At 71.0% G+C, this 15,365-nt stretch carries 12 protein-coding genes and 1 pseudogene; 10 read left to right on the top strand and 3 right to left on the bottom strand.

The window, feature by feature from the left end; all coding sequences use genetic code 11:
- Together IE258_RS31940 and serA are read left to right on the top strand one after the other, a co-directional pair.
- Positions 1 to 155: pseudogene (locus IE258_RS31940) on the top strand (ketol-acid reductoisomerase); the annotation flags it as partial.
- Positions 156 to 375: 220 nt separating this feature from the next.
- Complete coding sequence (gene serA / locus IE258_RS31935) at positions 376 to 1,965, top strand: phosphoglycerate dehydrogenase (RefSeq protein ID WP_127896301.1); 1,590 nt, start codon at positions 376 to 378, stop codon at positions 1,963 to 1,965.
- A gap of 81 nt (positions 1,966 to 2,046) precedes the next feature.
- Here the strand turns inward: serA and IE258_RS31930 are convergent, their stop codons facing one another.
- Complete coding sequence (locus IE258_RS31930) at positions 2,047 to 3,609, bottom strand: MFS transporter (protein ID WP_189749199.1); 1,563 nt, start codon at positions 3,607 to 3,609, stop codon at positions 2,047 to 2,049.
- Positions 3,610 to 3,692: 83 nt separating this feature from the next.
- Between IE258_RS31930 and IE258_RS31925 the strand changes: the two genes are divergently transcribed.
- Entirely contained in the window at positions 3,693 to 4,283 is a 591-nt protein-coding gene (locus IE258_RS31925; protein WP_189749198.1) for a TetR/AcrR family transcriptional regulator, read from the top strand.
- Here IE258_RS31925 and IE258_RS31920 read toward each other — a convergent pair.
- The gene (locus IE258_RS31920) at positions 4,264 to 5,505 is read right to left on the bottom strand and encodes a PucR family transcriptional regulator (RefSeq protein ID WP_189749197.1); all 1,242 of its coding nucleotides are present in this window, start codon (positions 5,503 to 5,505) and stop codon (positions 4,264 to 4,266) included. The genes IE258_RS31925 and IE258_RS31920 overlap by 20 nt on opposite strands.
- 165 nt (positions 5,506 to 5,670) lie before the next feature.
- Between IE258_RS31920 and IE258_RS31915 the strand changes: the two genes are divergently transcribed.
- The 5 genes from IE258_RS31915 (at position 5,671) to IE258_RS31900 (ending at position 11,191) form a co-directional block, all read left to right on the top strand.
- The gene (locus IE258_RS31915) at positions 5,671 to 6,597 is read left to right on the top strand and encodes a proline dehydrogenase family protein (protein ID WP_189749196.1); all 927 of its coding nucleotides are present in this window, start codon (positions 5,671 to 5,673) and stop codon (positions 6,595 to 6,597) included.
- Between the two features lie 46 nt (positions 6,598 to 6,643).
- The gene (gene pruA / locus IE258_RS31910) at positions 6,644 to 8,284 is read left to right on the top strand and encodes an L-glutamate gamma-semialdehyde dehydrogenase (RefSeq protein ID WP_189749195.1); all 1,641 of its coding nucleotides are present in this window, start codon (positions 6,644 to 6,646) and stop codon (positions 8,282 to 8,284) included.
- Between the two features lie 306 nt (positions 8,285 to 8,590).
- A complete protein-coding gene (locus IE258_RS41795) occupies positions 8,591 to 8,722 on the top strand; it encodes a hypothetical protein (RefSeq protein ID WP_011030289.1) in 132 nt (43 codons plus the stop codon).
- Positions 8,723 to 8,797: 75 nt separating this feature from the next.
- Positions 8,798 to 9,841, top strand: a complete 1,044-nt coding sequence (locus tag IE258_RS31905) for a 3-isopropylmalate dehydrogenase (RefSeq protein WP_189749194.1) — start codon at positions 8,798 to 8,800, stop codon at positions 9,839 to 9,841.
- 261 nt (positions 9,842 to 10,102) lie between these two features.
- Positions 10,103 to 11,191 (top strand): branched-chain amino acid aminotransferase, encoded by a 1,089-nt coding sequence (locus IE258_RS31900; RefSeq protein WP_189749193.1) that lies wholly within the window; start codon positions 10,103 to 10,105, stop codon positions 11,189 to 11,191.
- 93 nt (positions 11,192 to 11,284) lie between these two features.
- Here IE258_RS31900 and IE258_RS31895 read toward each other — a convergent pair whose 3' ends face one another.
- The gene (locus IE258_RS31895; RefSeq protein WP_189749192.1) at positions 11,285 to 12,730 is read right to left on the bottom strand and encodes a cytosine permease; all 1,446 of its coding nucleotides are present in this window, start codon (positions 12,728 to 12,730) and stop codon (positions 11,285 to 11,287) included.
- A gap of 173 nt (positions 12,731 to 12,903) precedes the next feature.
- Between IE258_RS31895 and ureA the strand changes: the two genes are divergently transcribed.
- Together ureA and IE258_RS31885 are read left to right on the top strand one after the other, a co-directional pair.
- The gene (gene ureA, locus IE258_RS31890) at positions 12,904 to 13,587 is read left to right on the top strand and encodes an urease subunit gamma (RefSeq protein ID WP_189749191.1); all 684 of its coding nucleotides are present in this window, start codon (positions 12,904 to 12,906) and stop codon (positions 13,585 to 13,587) included.
- On the top strand, positions 13,584 to 15,266 hold the full coding sequence (locus IE258_RS31885; RefSeq protein WP_189749190.1) for an urease subunit alpha: 1,683 nt from the start codon (positions 13,584 to 13,586) through the stop codon (positions 15,264 to 15,266). The genes ureA and IE258_RS31885 overlap by 4 nt, the downstream gene beginning before the upstream one ends.
- The last annotated feature ends 99 nt before the right edge of the window (positions 15,267 to 15,365 follow it).

Here is a 15,365-nt window from a genome sequence, read left to right as displayed (position 1 = left end):
TCCAGGACGGCACCTTCGCCAAGAACTGGATGGACGAGTACCACGGCGGTCTGAAGAAGTACAACGAGTACAAGAAGCAGGACTCCGAGCACCTCCTCGAGACCACCGGCAAGGAGCTGCGCAAGCTCATGAGCTGGGTCGACGAAGAGGCGTAGGTCTTCGCCCCGCGGGGGGTGCCCGGCGCGCCCGGCACCCCCCGCGGGATCCACTTCCGGGTGATGCTTCCGCAGCGGCGCAGGACACTGCCCGCCACGCCACTAGACTGCTGAACACATACGCGTCAGGCCCACAGCGTCGTGCGTCTTCCACGCGGCTAGCAACCCTCCGCATGCGGCCGTCGGGACGGCCGTCCGCATTGGACTTGTGAGGACTCACGTGAGCTCGAAACCCGTCGTACTCATCGCTGAAGAGCTGTCGCCCGCGACCGTGGACGCGCTCGGCCCCGACTTCGAGATCCGCCAGTGCAACGGCGCGGACAGGGCCGAACTGCTCCCCGCCATCGCCGACGTGGACGCGATCCTGGTCCGCTCCGCCACCAAGGTCGACGCCGAGGCCGTCGCCGCCGCCAAGAAGCTCAAGGTCGTCGCCCGCGCCGGGGTCGGCCTGGACAACGTGGACGTCTCCGCCGCCACCAAGGCCGGCGTGATGGTGGTCAACGCCCCGACCTCCAACATCGTCACCGCCGCCGAGCTGGCCTGCGGCCTGATCGTCGCCACCGCCCGCAACATCCCGCAGGCCAACGCCGCGCTGAAGAACGGCGAGTGGAAGCGCAGCAAGTACACCGGTGTCGAGCTGGCCGAGAAGACCCTCGGCGTCGTCGGCCTCGGCCGCATCGGCGCCCTCGTCGCCCAGCGCATGTCGGCCTTCGGCATGAAGGTCGTCGCCTACGACCCCTACGTGCAGCCCGCGCGGGCCGCGCAGATGGGCGTCAAGGTGCTGTCCCTGGACGAGCTGCTCGAGGTCTCCGACTTCATCACCGTCCACCTCCCGAAGACCCCCGAGACTCTCGGCCTGATCGGCGACGAGGCGCTGCGCAAGGTCAAGCCGAGCGTCCGCATCGTCAACGCCGCGCGCGGCGGCATCGTCGACGAGGAGGCGCTGTACTCGGCGCTCAAGGAGGGCCGCGTCGCCGGCGCCGGCCTGGACGTGTACGCCAAGGAGCCCTGCACCGACTCGCCGCTGTTCGAGTTCGACCAGGTCGTCTGCACCCCGCACCTCGGCGCCTCCACCGACGAGGCCCAGGAGAAGGCCGGCATCGCCGTCGCCAAGTCGGTGCGCCTCGCGCTCGCCGGTGAGCTGGTCCCCGACGCGGTCAACGTCCAGGGCGGTGTCATCGCCGAGGACGTCAAGCCGGGCCTGCCGCTCGCCGAGCGCCTCGGCCGCATCTTCACCGCGCTCGCCGGTGAGGTCGCCGTCCGTCTCGACGTCGAGGTCTACGGCGAGATCACCCAGCACGACGTGAAGGTGCTGGAGCTGTCCGCCCTCAAGGGCGTCTTCGAGGACGTCGTCGACGAGACCGTCTCCTACGTCAACGCCCCGCTGTTTGCCCAGGAGCGCGGTGTCGAGGTCCGCCTGACCACCAGCTCCGAGTCGCCCGAGCACCGCAACGTCGTCACCGTGCGCGGCACCCTCGCGGACGGCGAGGAGGTGTCGGTCTCCGGCACGCTGGCCGGCCCCAAGCACCTGCAGAAGATCGTCGCCGTCGGCGAGTACGACGTGGACCTCGCCCTCGCCGACCACATGGTCGTCCTGCGCTACGAGGACCGCCCCGGCGTCGTCGGCACCGTCGGCCGTGTCATCGGCGAGGCCGGCATCAACATCGCCGGCATGCAGGTGGCCCGTGCGACGGTGGGCGGCGAGGCGCTCGCCGTACTGACCGTCGACGACACGGTGCCCTCCGGTGTTCTGGCGGAGGTCTCGGCGGAGATCGGGGCGACGTCCGCCCGGTCCGTCAACCTCGTCTGAGGCGGCCGTACCCGGGGGCCGCCGCCCCCGGGACCCCGCTCACGGCCCTGAAGGGGCCTCGTCCTCAAACTCCCCCACTGCCTAGAGGGCGTGGGAGGTACCCCCAGACGGGCTGAGTGAGTCAGCCTGTCCGGCGTTTTCCGTGGCCGCGTTCTCGCGCACCCGGATGCCGCGCAGTGCGCGCGCCGCCGGGAGCGCCGCCGCCAACAGGAGCACCGCGCCCGCGATCGCGGCGCCCCGCATGCCGTCGGTGAAGGCCTCCCGCGCCGCCGTCGCCAGGGCCTCTCCCGCGGACCCCGGCAGCCGGGCGGCGACCGACAGCGCGCCGCCCAGGGTTTCCCGAGCCGCGTCCGGTGCCGAGGCCGGCATCTCGTGGTGGTAGACGGCCGTACCGACGGAGCCCAGGACCGCCATGCTCAACGCGCCGCCGAACTCGGTGCCGGTCTCCATCAGGGAGGACGCCGCGCCCGCCTTCTCCACCGGGGCCGAGCTGAGCGCCAGGTCGGTGAGCTGCGACATCACCGCGACGATGCCGCCCGCCATGACGCCGCAGGCCGCCAGCACCAGCCACAGGGAGTCGGTGCCGGCGCAGGCCAGGAGCGCGTAACCGCACGCCGCGACCACGAAACCGCCCGCCACCACGTGCGCCCGCTCCACACCCAGCTGGACCAGCCGCATGGCGAGCGGCGCGGCGACGCCGATGAAGACCGACGGCAGCAGGGCCCACAGCGCGGCCTCCAGCGCGCTCTTGTCCAGCACGGACTGGAGGTACTGGGTGGTGAAGTAGGAGGACCCCATCATCCCGAAGGCCGACACCAGGTTGAGGACGACGGCCGGGGTGAAACCGCGCCCGCGGAAGAGGGCGGGCGAGATCATCGGCGAGGCCGCGGTGCGCTGGCGGTGCACGAACAGCGCCGCGAAGAGCAGACCGACGGTGATCGAGACGACGTAGCGCACGTTCCAGCCCTCGGAGGGCAGCTCCTTGAGGCCGTAGACCACGGGCAGGACCGCCGCCATCGACAGCGGGACGCTCACCATGTCGAAGCGGCCGGGTGAGGGGTTCTTGGACTCCGGAAGCAGTACCGGGCCGAGGATCAGCAGCAGCGCCATCGCGGGCAGGTTCACCAGGAAGACCGAGCCCCACCAGAAGTGCTCCACGAGGACGCCGCTCATCACCGAGCCGAGCGCGATCCCGGCGGTCATCACCCCGGACCACAGCCCGATCGCCTTCGCCCGCTGGGCGGGGTCGGTGAACATCGTGCGGACCAGCGCCATCGTCGACGGCATCAGGGTGGCGCCGCCGATGCCGAGGACCGCGCGGGCGGCGATCAGGGTCTCGGCGGTGTGCGCGTAGGCCGCGAGCAGGGAAGCCGCGCCGAAGGCGGCCGCGCCGACGAGGAGCAGTCTGCGACGGCCGATGCGGTCGCCCAGGGACCCCATCGTCATCAGGAGGCCGGCCAGTACGAAGCCGTAGATGTCGAAGATCCACAACTGCTGGGTGCCGCTCGGTTCCAGATCGGCGCTGATCTCCGGGATCGCGAAGAACAGGACGGAGACGTCCATCGAGACCAGCAGCAGCGGGAGCATCAACACGGCGAGCGCGATCCACTCGCGGCGCCCTGCGCGGGACGGGTTCGTTGTCATGACGGCGACTGTACGCACGTCTTATACGGCTGTCTAGAACATTGTTTAAGACGTGCGTATGAAGGTGCGGGTAGGGTGGGCGCATGGGACACCGTGAGGATCTGCTCGAGGGCGCCAAGCGCTGCCTGCTGGAGAAGGGGTTCACGCGCACGACCGCGCGGGACATCGTCAAGGAGTCGGGGACCAACCTGGCGTCCATCGGCTACCACTACGGGTCGAAGGACGTCCTGCTCGCCCAGGCGTACACCGAGCTGATCGAGGGGATGGGGGGCGCCTTCGAAGGGGAGGGCCCCGCTCTGGACGACACCGAACCGGGCTCCATCGAGCGGTTCCAGCAGGTGTGGTCCAACGTCATCGGCACCATGCGGGAGCCCGGCTCCATCTGGCGCCTCAGCATGGAAGTGCTGGTCATGGGCGACCGGATGCCCGAGCTGCGCGACCACCTCGGCCGCGCCCAGCGCGAGGCGGCACGCGGCATCATCCCCCTGCTCATGGGCGGCAGGGAGGAGGACGTCACGGACGAGACGACGGACACCCTGGGCGCCTTCTACGTCACCCTGATGACCGGCCTCATCGCCCAGTGGAACTTCGACCCGAAGAGCGCACCCGACGCCGACGCGCTGACCGAGGGCCTGCGCCGGGTGATCGGGGCCGCTACAGGCGACGCGCCTTGAGCGCCATGTGCAGCAGCAGCCGGTCTTCGCCGTCGTCCAGGTCCAGGCCCGTGAGCTGTTCGACGCGGGACAGCCGGTAGTACAGCGTCTGGCGGTGGACGCCCAGCTCGGCGGCGGTGCGGCCGGCCTGGCCCGCGCAGTCCAGGTACACCTCCGCCGTGCGGGCGAGTTCGCGGTGGGCGGGGGAGAGCAGGGCACGTACGGCGGGATCGTCGGCTGAGCGCGGGGGCAGCGAGGTCAGCAGGCGGAACGCCCCGATCGACGTCCACTGCGCGACCGGCCCGAACCGCTCCTCCGCCCGCGCCGCCCGGGCCGCCGCCGACGCCTCCGACCACGCCGCCCCCAGGTCGGCGAGACCCGTGCGCGGCGCCGAGACACCGGCCGCGGCGCCCCCCGCCGGGCCGCCCCGGCCCGTGGCCGTCCCCGCCCGCTCCAGCAGTCGCCCCGCCGCCGACGTCGCCGGGGTCTGCACCTCCACCGAGCGCAGCCGGACCAGCAGCGCGAGCGACACGGCCGACACCCCCCACGGCACCGTGCACAACGCCGTCGCGCCCGGCACCGTACGGACCGAGGGCGCGTCGTCCGGGTCGGCCGAGGGCCAGGGCGCCACGCAGACCACCGCGTGCGGGGTGTCCGCCCGCTGCCCCAGCGCGCTGCGCAGTTCCGCCACGGCCATGTCCCGCTGCCAGTCCCGCTCGGCGGTCAGCACCGCCCGCAGCTCCCGGCTCAGGTCCGCGCCGTGCTGCGCCTCGTCGGCGAGCAGCGCGCCGATCCGCGCCGTGACCTCCATGGCCGCCGCCAGCTGCCGCTCGGTCGGGCCCGGGTCGGTGTCCAGGAGCCAGACGTAGCCGAGGACCACACCCCGATGGCGTACCGGCAGGCAGGTGCGTCCCCGGTAGACGCCCGCCTCGGGGGTCGGCGGGATGCGGACCGGGCCGGTCGCGCGGGTGATGCCGAAGCTCTCGAACCAGGCCCGCACCGCCGCCGTGGAGCGCCGGGTGAGGATCGAGCGGGTGCGCACCGGATCCAGGGCGGAGGGGTCGAGGTCGCCCTCGCTGTCGTAGGCGCCGAAGGCGATCAGCTCGAAGTCGCGGTTCTCCAGGGTGGCGGGGGCGCCCAGCAGCTCGGACAGCTCGTCGACCAGCTCCTGGTAGTCACCACGCGTACCACCGGTGCCTGCGGAACCTCTGGAATCGGACGTCACCCGGGCATTCTGCCGCATATGCGAGCGCCCTTCATACATCTGTCTGAGATCCGCGGCACGGATGCGTGACAGCTGTCGATGGCCCACGATCGGGAGCATCCTTAGATTTCACGGTGGTTCTCCGTGCCGTTCCCCCTTCGTCGGGCAGCGGCCCCTGTGTTGGTTGGTAAGTGGAGGTGCCCCGTGCTGGGTCCCGTGATTCTCGCCGCGTCCCGCAGCGACCGGATGCGTCGTCTCGTCTCGGCCGCGCCCGTGACCAAGCCGGTCGTCGACCGGTTCATCCCCGGCGAGACGGTCGACCAGATCGTGCCGATCATCCGGGAGCTGACCGATCAGGGCCTGGAACTGACGATGGACGTCGTCGGCGAGGACATCACCACCCCCGCGCAGGCCGAGGCCGCCCGCGACGCCTACCTGGAGCTGATCGACCGGCTCAAGCCGCTGGAGCTCGGCACCCGCGCCGAGATGTCCGTCAAGCTCTCCATGTTCGGCCAGGCGCTGGAGGGCGGCCACGAGCTGGCCCTGAACAACGTCCGCCCGGTCGTCGAGGCCGCCGCCGAGATCGGCACCACCGTCACGCTCGACGCCGAGGACCACACGACCCTCGACTCGATGTTCGCCATCCACGAGGAGCTGCGGAAGGACTTCCCGCAGACCGGCTGCGTCATCCAGGCATACCTCTTCCGCACCGAGGCCGACGCGCGCCGCCTCGCCGACAGCGGCTCTCGCGTACGGTTGGTGAAGGGCGCCTACAAGGAGCCCGCCGAGGTCGCGTACCAGCAGCGCCACGAGATCGACAAGGCGTACGTCCGCGTCCTGCGCACGCTGATGGAGGGCGAGGGCTACCCGATGATCGGGTCGCACGACCCGCGCCTGATCTCCATCGGCCAGGAGCTGGCCCGCACGGCCGGACGCAAGCTCGACGAGTACGAGTTCCAGATGCTGTACGGCATCCGGGGCGACGAGCACCTGCGGCTGGCCGCCGAGGGCCACCGCATGCGCGTGTACACCGCGTACGGCACCGACTGGTACGGCTACTTCATGCGCCGTCTGGCGGAGAAGCCGGCCAACCTCCGGTTCTTCGCCCGCTCGATGGTCAGCAAGGGCTGAGCCCACCCGCTCGCAAGACCGCTCAGTTAAAGGAGTTACGGAACCCATGGACGCTGTGACCCAGGTCCCCACCCCCGTCAACGAGCCGGTGCACGGCTACGCGCCCGGTTCGCCCGAGCGTGCCCGTCTTGAGGCCAAGCTCAAGGAGCTGGCCGACAACCCGGTCGACCTGCCCTGCACGATCGGTGGCGTCAAGCGGATGGGTGGCGGCGAGCGCTTCGACGTCGTGCAGCCGCACAACCACAAGTCCCGCCTGGGCACGTACGCCAACGCCACGCAGCAGGACGCCCAGGACGCGATCGACGCCGCCCTGGCCGCCGCCCCCGCGTGGCGCGCGATGTCCTTCGACGACCGCGCGGCGATCATCCTGCGCGCCGCCGAGCTGCTGTCCGGCCCGTGGCGCGAGACCATCGCCGCCTCCACCATGCTCGGCCAGTCCAAGACCGCCCAGCAGGCCGAGATCGACAGCCCCTGCGAGCTGATCGACTTCTGGCGCTTCAACGTCCACTACGCCCGCAACATCCTGGCCGAGCAGCCCCCGGCCAACTCCCAGGGCGTGTGGAACCGCATGGACCACCGCCCGCTGGAGGGCTTCGTCTACGCGATCACGCCGTTCAACTTCAGCGCGATCGCGGCCAACCTGCCCACCGCTCCGGCCCTGATGGGCAACGTGGTGGTCTGGAAGCCGTCCCCGACGCAGACCCACGCCGCCGTGCTGCTCATGCAGCTCCTGGAGGAGGCCGGGCTGCCCAAGGGCGTCATCAACCTGGTCACCGGCGACGGCATCGCGGTCTCCGAGGTCGCCCTGGAGCACCGGGACCTCGCGGGCATCCACTTCACCGGCTCGACCAAGACCTTCCAGCACCTGTGGAAGACGGTCGGCAACAACATCGAGAAGTACCGCACCTACCCGCGCCTGGTCGGCGAGACCGGCGGCAAGGACTTCCTGGTCGCCCACCCGAGCGCCGACCGCGCCGTGCTCAAGACCGCGCTGACCCGCGGTGCCTTCGAGTACCAGGGCCAGAAGTGCAGCGCCACCTCCCGCGCGTACATTCCGGCGTCGATCTGGAACGACGGGTTCAAGGAGGAGTTCGCCGCCGAGGTCGACTACCTCACCATGGGTGACGTCACCGACCTGTCGAACTTCATGGGCGCCGTCATCGACGAGCGGTCCTTCGCCAAGAACAAGGCCGCCATCGACCGTGCCAAGGCGGACGAGACCTGCACGATCGTCGCGGGCGGCTCCTACGACGACTCGGTCGGCTACTTCGTCCGCCCGACGGTCGTCGAGTGCACCGACCCGGAGAACGAGGTCTTCCGCACCGAGTACTTCGGTCCCTTCCTCGCCGTGCACGTGTACGACGACAGCGCCGACGGCGCGTACGACGCGATGCTGACCCAGATGGAGTCGGTGTCGGACTACGCGCTCACCGGCTCGGTCATCTCCAACGACCGTGCGGCGGCCGCGTACACGATGGAGAAGCTGCGCTACGCGGCCGGCAACTTCTACATCAACGACAAGTCGACCGGCGCCGTCGTCGGCCAGCAGCCCTTCGGCGGCGGCCGTGCCTCCGGCACCAACGACAAGGCCGGTGCCCCGCAGAACCTGATGCGCTGGACGCTGACCCGCGCCATCAAGGAGACGCTGGTCGCGCCGACCGACTACACGTACCCGCACATGGGCTGACGCCCGCGTGCGAAGCGCCCGGCGGGCCAGGTCGACCGACCTGGCCCGCCGGGCGTTTTCGCAGGTGGGGGACGTGTGAGTCAAGGCACTGTCTCAGATAGTAGGAAGTCCGAGTAATTGTGGAGACAGACGCTCCGCGCTCCCTTAGTTTTGTAGGAGCCGAACGTCCCGCTCGATCGAGCGAATGGCGGTCGTGAGCCCGTGCCCGTGCAGGCAACCCCTGCGGCACCGTGCTCCCCGCCCCTTCCGGCGTCTGACACCACCCTCGCTTTCCGTGCTCCCTTTGTGCCGAAGGAGTCGATTCCCATGGCCGAGACGACCGTCCGCCGCCGAGTCCGCCACCTCTCCCGTACCAGCGACTCCGACCGCAAGAACGCCGCGGCCGCCCTCCAGCGCTCCCTCGACCGCCGGGACAACGGCGGCGCCACCGGCCACTGAGCCGCGCGGACGACTGTGGCGTCCGCATGGCGGACGCCTCATGTCATCCCGTGGGACGAGCGATAGGGTGCCGTCATGTCTCGCAGCCTCAATCTCGCAGTGATTCCCGGTGACGGCATCGGCCAGGAGGTCGTGGCCGAGGGTCTCAAGGTCCTCTCCGCCGTCCTTCCGCAGGATGTGAAGCTGGAGACCAAGGAATTCGACTTCGGCGCCCGGCGCTACCACGCCACCGGTGAGACCCTCACCGACGCCGACCTCGACGCCCTCAAGGCGCACGACGCCATCCTGCTCGGCGCGATCGGTGACCCGTCGGTGCCGTCCGGCGTGCTGGAGCGCGGCTTCCTGCTCAAGCTCCGCTTCGCCTTCGACCACCACGTCAACCTGCGGCCGAGCAAGCTCCTGCCCGGCGTCGCCACCCCGCTCGCCGGTCAGCCCGAGATCGACTTCGTCGTCGTCCGCGAGGGCACCGAGGGTCCGTACACGGGCAACGGCGGCACCATCCGCAAGGGCACCGAGCACGAGGTCGCCACCGAGGTCTCCGTCAACACGGCCTACGGCGTCGAGCGCGTCGTCCGCGACGCCTTCGCCCGCGCCCAGGCCCGCCCCCGCAAGAAGCTCACGCTGGTCCACAAGAACAACGTGCTGACCTTCGCGGGCCACCTGTGGACCAACATCTTCAACAAGGTCGCGGTGGAGTTCCCCGAGGTCACCACCGACTACATCCACGTCGACGCCGCGACCATCTACCTGGTCACCGACCCGGCCCGGTTCGACGTGATCGTCACCGACAACCTCTTCGGCGACATCATCACCGACCTCGCCGCGGCCGTCTCCGGCGGCATCGGCGTCGCCGCCAGCGGGAACATCAACCCGGCCGGCGACTTCCCCTCGATGTTCGAGCCGGTGCACGGCTCCGCGCCGGACATCGCCGGCCAGGGCAAGGCCGACCCCACCGCCACGGTCCTGTCCGTCGCCCTGCTGCTGCGCCACCTCGGGTACGAGGACGAGGCCGCCCGGATCGAGGAAGCCGTCTCCGCCGACCTCGGCGAGCGCGGCGGCCTGCCCGCCCGGAGCACCTCCGAGATCGGCGACGCGCTCGCCGTACGAGTAGCCGGCTGACCCGGCGCACTCGAAATCCAACCTTTCGAAGCCGCCGGGTCCGAAAAACAAGGCACCCGGCGGCTTTCTCCTGCGTCCGCCAGGTGCGACCATCGAACCCTGGACCGCATTCACCCCGTTTCGCCCGTCGCGGGCCGCGCGCGATAATCGAACGCGAAAGCCGCGACTTGAGGGAATGCTCGGACGTCCTAGCACCGGCCACCGGCCGTACGGGCGTGACCGCGGCCCGTCACAATACGAACCGGTGAAGGACAGCCACCCATGACGACGCCCACGATCGAGCTCAAGCCCTCCGCCAACCCGCTCTCGGACTCCGAGCGCGCGGAGATTCTGGCCAACCCCGGGTTCGGCCGCCACTTCACCGACCACATGGTGACGATCAAGTGGACCGAGGGCCGCGGCTGGCACGACGGCCAGCTCGTGCCGTACGCACCGCTCTCCCTCGACCCGGCCACCATGGTCCTGCACTACGCGCAGGAGATCTTCGAGGGACTGAAGGCATACCGGCGGCCCGACGGCTCCGTCGCCACCTTCCGCCCGGAGAAGAACGGCGCCCGCTTCCAGGCGTCCTCGCGCCGCCTGGGCATGCCCGAGCTTCCGGTGGACACCTTCATCGAAGCCTGCGACGCGCTGGTCGGGCAGGACGAGAAGTGGGTCCCGGCGCACGGCGGCGAGGAGTCGCTCTACCTGCGCCCCTTCATGATCGCCACCGAGGTCGGCCTGGGCGTCAAGCCCGCCAACGAGTACCTCTTCCTCGTCATCGCCTCCCCGGCCGGCGCCTACTTCCCGGGCGGGGTCAAGCCGGTCTCCATCTGGGTCTCCGAGGACCGGGTCCGCGCCGTCCCCGGCGGCATGGGCGACGCCAAGACCGGCGGGAACTACGCGGCGTCGCTGCTCGCGCAGGCGGAAGCGGCGACCAAGGGCTGCGACCAGGTCTGCTACCTCGACGCCATCGAGCGCAAGTGGGTCGAGGAACTGGGCGGCATGAACCTCTACTTCGTGTACGGCAACAAGATCATCACGCCCACCCTCACCGGCTCCATCCTGGAGGGCGTCACCCGCGACTCCCTGCTCACCGTCGCCCGTGACCTCGGCTACGAGGCCGAGGAGGGCCGTGTCTCGGTCGACCAGTGGCAGCGCGACTCGGAGAACGGCACCCTCACCGAGGTCTTCGCCTGCGGGACCGCCGCCGTGATCACGCCGGTCGGCACGGTCAAGCGGACCGGCGCCGAGTGGCAGCAGAGCGGGGGCGAGCCGGGCGAGGTGACGCAGCGGCTGCGGGACGCGCTGCTCGACATCCAGCGGGGCACTGTCGCGGACATGCACGGGTGGATGCACACGCTGGCCTGACGCGACCCCGGCGTGGGTGCGGGCCGCTGGGGGCTGCCGCCCCCAGACCCCCGCTTCGGCCTGAACGGCCTCGTCCTCAAACTCCCCCACTGCCTAGAGGGCGTGGGAGGTACCCCCAGACGGGCTGAGATTCCCGACCCCGGGCTCCTCCGGCGAGGCAGCCCGGGGCTGCGGCAACAGCACGTACACCACCCCGCCCACCAGCCCCGACAGCAGGAAGCTGCAGTCCACCCCGCCGGTGAGGAACAGCAGCGGGCCCTCGTACGACGGCAGGGAGACCGCGAGCACGCCGACCACCGCGCCCACCGCCCAGGCGGCCGTCGCAGGGACGTTCCAGCCGGAGCGGTACCAGTAGATCCCGCCCCGCGCCCGGCGGTTGAAGACCTGGAGGGCGTCCGCGTCGTACACCCCGTCGCAGCGCACCGAGCCGATCATCGTGATGACCGCCCACGGGGTGCCGATCGCCGTCAGCAGCAGCACGAAGGACGTCATCGCCGACTGCGCCTGCCAGGCGTAGTGCCCGGCGAAGACGCAGGCCGTGGCGACCACGGCGACGGCGCAGGTGGCGCGGGCGCGGGAGGCGCGCGGCAGGATCGCGTCCAGGTCCAGGCCCATCGAGTACAGCATCAGCCCCGCGTTGCCGACCGAGCCGGCCGAGGCGGCCAGCAGCAGCGGGACCAGGTACCAGGTGGGGGCGGCGTCGACCAGCGGCCCCGCGTAGTCCAGGGCGGCGCGGGCGGCGTACGCCGTGAAGGTGCCGAAGAGCTGCGGGACCAGCAGCCCCAGCGTCAGCCCCAGCCAGGTCGCGTGCAGCACCCGGCGGGAGGAGAAGCGGGCCGGTGAGATGTAGCGGGTGTAGTCGCCGAGCAGTGTGATGAAGGCGATCGGCCCGGACAGTCCCGCGGCCACCGCCGCCAGCAGCCACGTCGGCCAGAACCCGCCCAGCAGATACCCGCCCGCCTCCGGCAGCGCGGCGGTGGTGAAGTCGGGCGCGTAGGCGATCACGCCCAGCGCCAGCAGCGCGGTCATGCCGTAGGCCAGCACCCGGGACATGGCGAGCAGCACCCGGTAGCCGTAGACCGCGCCGGCGACGGTCGCGGCGGCCAGCAGTCCGTAGACGACGGCGTATGTCGCACCGCCCTGTGGCAGGCCGAAGAGCCGTCCGAGCACGCCCGCCATCACGTCCCCGCCGATCCACACGGTCAGCGCGGTGTAGCCGAGGGCCAGCAGCAGTCCGACCACCGAGCCCACCAGTCGCCCGCGCACGCCGAACTGGGCGCCGGAGGACGTGGACAGGTTGGTGCCGGTACGCAGGGAGATCAGGGCCAGCGGGGCCGTGAACAGCGTGCCGACGAGCGTCCCCGCGACCACCGAGCTCACCGACGCCCACCAGCCGAGGCCGAAGGACGGCGGCAGCCAGCCGAAGACGATCACGCCCAGGCAGAGGTTGGACCCCAGCAGGATCGAGACCAGGTCCCGGGGCCCGCTGGTGCGTTCCGCCTCCGGGATGGTGTCGACTCCGCGCTGTTCTATCGGCATGGCTGGTCTCCTTCGACGGCCGCCTGAGGGGTGGAGTGATGTTAGAGCGACGTTCAATGTGACGTCTGCCCCCGCTGTCAGTCAACGGTTCCGTTGCCTGTAATTCGTGTCTAGGGTGAGATTTGCGTTTAGAGTGATGCTCTAAATCAGGAGAAGTGAGGAGGTGCCGCGACGTGAGACTGACCCCCACGGAACGTGACCGGCTGCTGCTGTTCGGGGCGGCGGAGCTGGCCCGCGCCCGCCGGGCCCGCGGGCTCAGGCTGAACGTGCCGGAGGCGACCGCGCTGATCGCGGACACCGTGTGCGAGGCCGCCCGCGACGGAGCCCGCCTCGCCGAGGCCGTCGAGCGCGCCCGGTCCGTGCTCGGCCCGGACGACGTGCTGCCCGGCGTCGCGGACGTGGTCACCGAGGTGCACGTGGAGGCCGTCTTCGACGACGGCTCCCGCCTCGCGGTCGTCACCGACCCCGTCGCGGGCGGCGGGCTCGGCGCCGACGCCCCCGGCGCCCTGCTGCCGGGACGCGCACACGCCGAACCCGTGGCGGCGCTGCGGCTCCCGGTCACCAACACCGCGACCGTGCCCGTCTCCGTGACCTCCCACTTCCACTTCTTCGAGGCCAACCCGCGCCTGGACTTCGACCGTGAGCGGGCCTACGGCATGCGCCTGGCCGTGCCCGCCGGATCCTCGGTCCGCTTCGGCCCCGGCGAGCGCGTCGAGGTGGGGCTGGTGCCGATCGGCGGCGCACGCGTCGCCATCGGCTTCGCCGGGCTGGTCGACGGCGCGCTGGACGCACCGGGTGCCAGGGAAGAGGCCCTGCGCCGGGCCGCCGCATGCGGATATCTGGGAGCAGACCGATGAGCACGGACATCGACCCGTACGCCTACGCCGCCACCCACGGCCCGCGCGCCGGTGACCGGTTCCGCCTCGGCGACTCGGGCCTGGTGGTCCGCGTCGAGTCCGACGCCCAGCGGTACGGGGACGAGTTCCTCGCCGGTTTCGGCAAGACCGCCCGTGACGGACTGCACCTCAAGGCCGCCGCCGTGCGCGACACCTGCGACGTCGTGATCAGCAACGTGGTCGTGATCGACGCCGTGCAGGGCATCCGGAAGGTGTCGATCGGCATCCGCGAGGGGCGCATCCACGCCATCGGCCGGGCCGGGAACCCCGACACCCTCGACGGCGTCGACGTCGTGGTCGGCACCGGCACCTCGATCGTGTCCGGCGAGGGCCTCGTCGCCACCGCCGGGGCCGTGGACACCCACGTCCACCTGCTCTCCCCGCGCATCATGGAGGCGTCCCTCGCCTCCGGCGTGACGACGATCATCGGCCAGGAGTTCGGCCCGGTCTGGGGCGTCGGCGTCAACTCGCCCTGGGCGCTGAAGCACGCGTTCGGCGCCTTCGACGCCTGGCCGGTCAACATCGGCTTCCTGGGCCGGGGTTCGTCCTCCCACGACGCCCCGCTGGTCGAGGCGCTGGCCGAGGGTGGGGCGTCCGGCTTCAAGGTGCACGAGGACATGGGCGCCCACACCCGCGCCCTGGACAGCGCGCTGCGCGTCGCCGAGGAGCACGACGTCCAGGTCGCCCTGCACAGCGACGGCCTCAACGAATGCCTCTCCGTGGAGGACACCCTCCGGGTCCTGGAGGGCCGCACCATCCACGCCTTCCACATCGAGGGCTGCGGCGGCGGACACGTCCCCAACGTGCTGAAGATGGCCGGCGTCCCGAACATCATCGGCTCCTCCACCAACCCCACCCTGCCCTTCGGCCGGGACGCGGTCGCCGAGCACTACGGCATGATCGTCTCCGTCCACGACCTGAAGACCGACCTGCCGGGCGACGCCGCCATGGCCCGCGACCGCATCCGCGCCGGGACCATGGGCGCCGAGGACGTGCTGCACGACCTGGGCGCCATCGGCATCACCTCCTCCGACGCGCAGGGCATGGGCCGGGCCGGCGAGACCGTCCGCCGCACCTTCGCCATGGCCGGCAAGATGAAGGCCCAGTTCGGCGCGCCGGACGACCACGACAACGAGCGCGTCCTGCGCTACATCGCCAAGCTGACCATCAACCCCGCCATTGCCCACGGCCTCGCGCACGAGGTCGGCTCCATCGAGGTCGGCAAGCTCGCCGACATCGTGCTGTGGCGCCCGGAGTACTTCGGGGCCAAGCCGCAGCTGGTCCTCAAGTCGGGCTTCCCGGCGTACGGCGTGGTCGGCGACCCGAACGCGGCCACCGACACCTGCGAACCGCTGGTCCTCGGGCCCCAGTTCGGCGCGCACGGTGCCACGCCCGCCGAGATATCGGTGGCCTTCGTGGCACAGGCCGCCCTCGACCAGGGGCACGACACCATGCCCACCCGCCGCCGCCGGGTCGCCGTGCGCGGCACCCGCGGCATCGGCCCCGCCGACCTGCGCCTGAACTCCCGTACCGGCGCGGTCGACGTCGACCAGCGCACGGGCCTGGTCACCCTCGACGGCGACCCGCTGCGCTCCGAACCCGCCGAATCGGTCTCGCTCAACCGCCTCTACTTCCTCTGACCTACCTCTGACCTACCTCTGGCCTACTGCTGGCCTACCTCTGGCCTTCCGCCGGCGTTCTTCTTCGCCTCCCTCCGTCCTCCTCCTCCGACCTCCTGG

The organism is Streptomyces tendae (assembly GCF_014650435.1).
Lineage (GTDB): Bacteria > Actinomycetota > Actinomycetes > Streptomycetales > Streptomycetaceae > Streptomyces > Streptomyces tendae.
Note: the sequence above shows the minus strand (reverse complement) of the source record. Positions and strands in the feature narration are given on the sequence as shown.

Bases quoted from the DNA above. Each gene is read 5' to 3' on its own strand.
- IE258_RS31930 (WP_189749199.1), bottom strand. From the start codon at position 3,609: ATGACAACGAACCCGTCCCGCGCAGGGCGCCGCGAGTGGATCGCGCTC.
- IE258_RS31925 (WP_189749198.1), top strand. From the start codon at position 3,693: ATGGGACACCGTGAGGATCTGCTCGAGGGCGCCAAGCGCTGCCTGCTG.
- IE258_RS31920 (WP_189749197.1), bottom strand. From the start codon at position 5,505: ATGCGGCAGAATGCCCGGGTGACGTCCGATTCCAGAGGTTCCGCAGGC.
- pruA (WP_189749195.1), top strand. From the start codon at position 6,644: ATGGACGCTGTGACCCAGGTCCCCACCCCCGTCAACGAGCCGGTGCAC.
- IE258_RS41795 (WP_011030289.1), top strand. From the start codon at position 8,591: ATGGCCGAGACGACCGTCCGCCGCCGAGTCCGCCACCTCTCCCGTACC.
- IE258_RS31905 (WP_189749194.1), top strand. From the start codon at position 8,798: ATGTCTCGCAGCCTCAATCTCGCAGTGATTCCCGGTGACGGCATCGGC.
- IE258_RS31900 (WP_189749193.1), top strand. From the start codon at position 10,103: ATGACGACGCCCACGATCGAGCTCAAGCCCTCCGCCAACCCGCTCTCG.
- IE258_RS31895 (WP_189749192.1), bottom strand. From the start codon at position 12,730: ATGCCGATAGAACAGCGCGGAGTCGACACCATCCCGGAGGCGGAACGC.
- IE258_RS31885 (WP_189749190.1), top strand. From the start codon at position 13,584: ATGAGCACGGACATCGACCCGTACGCCTACGCCGCCACCCACGGCCCG.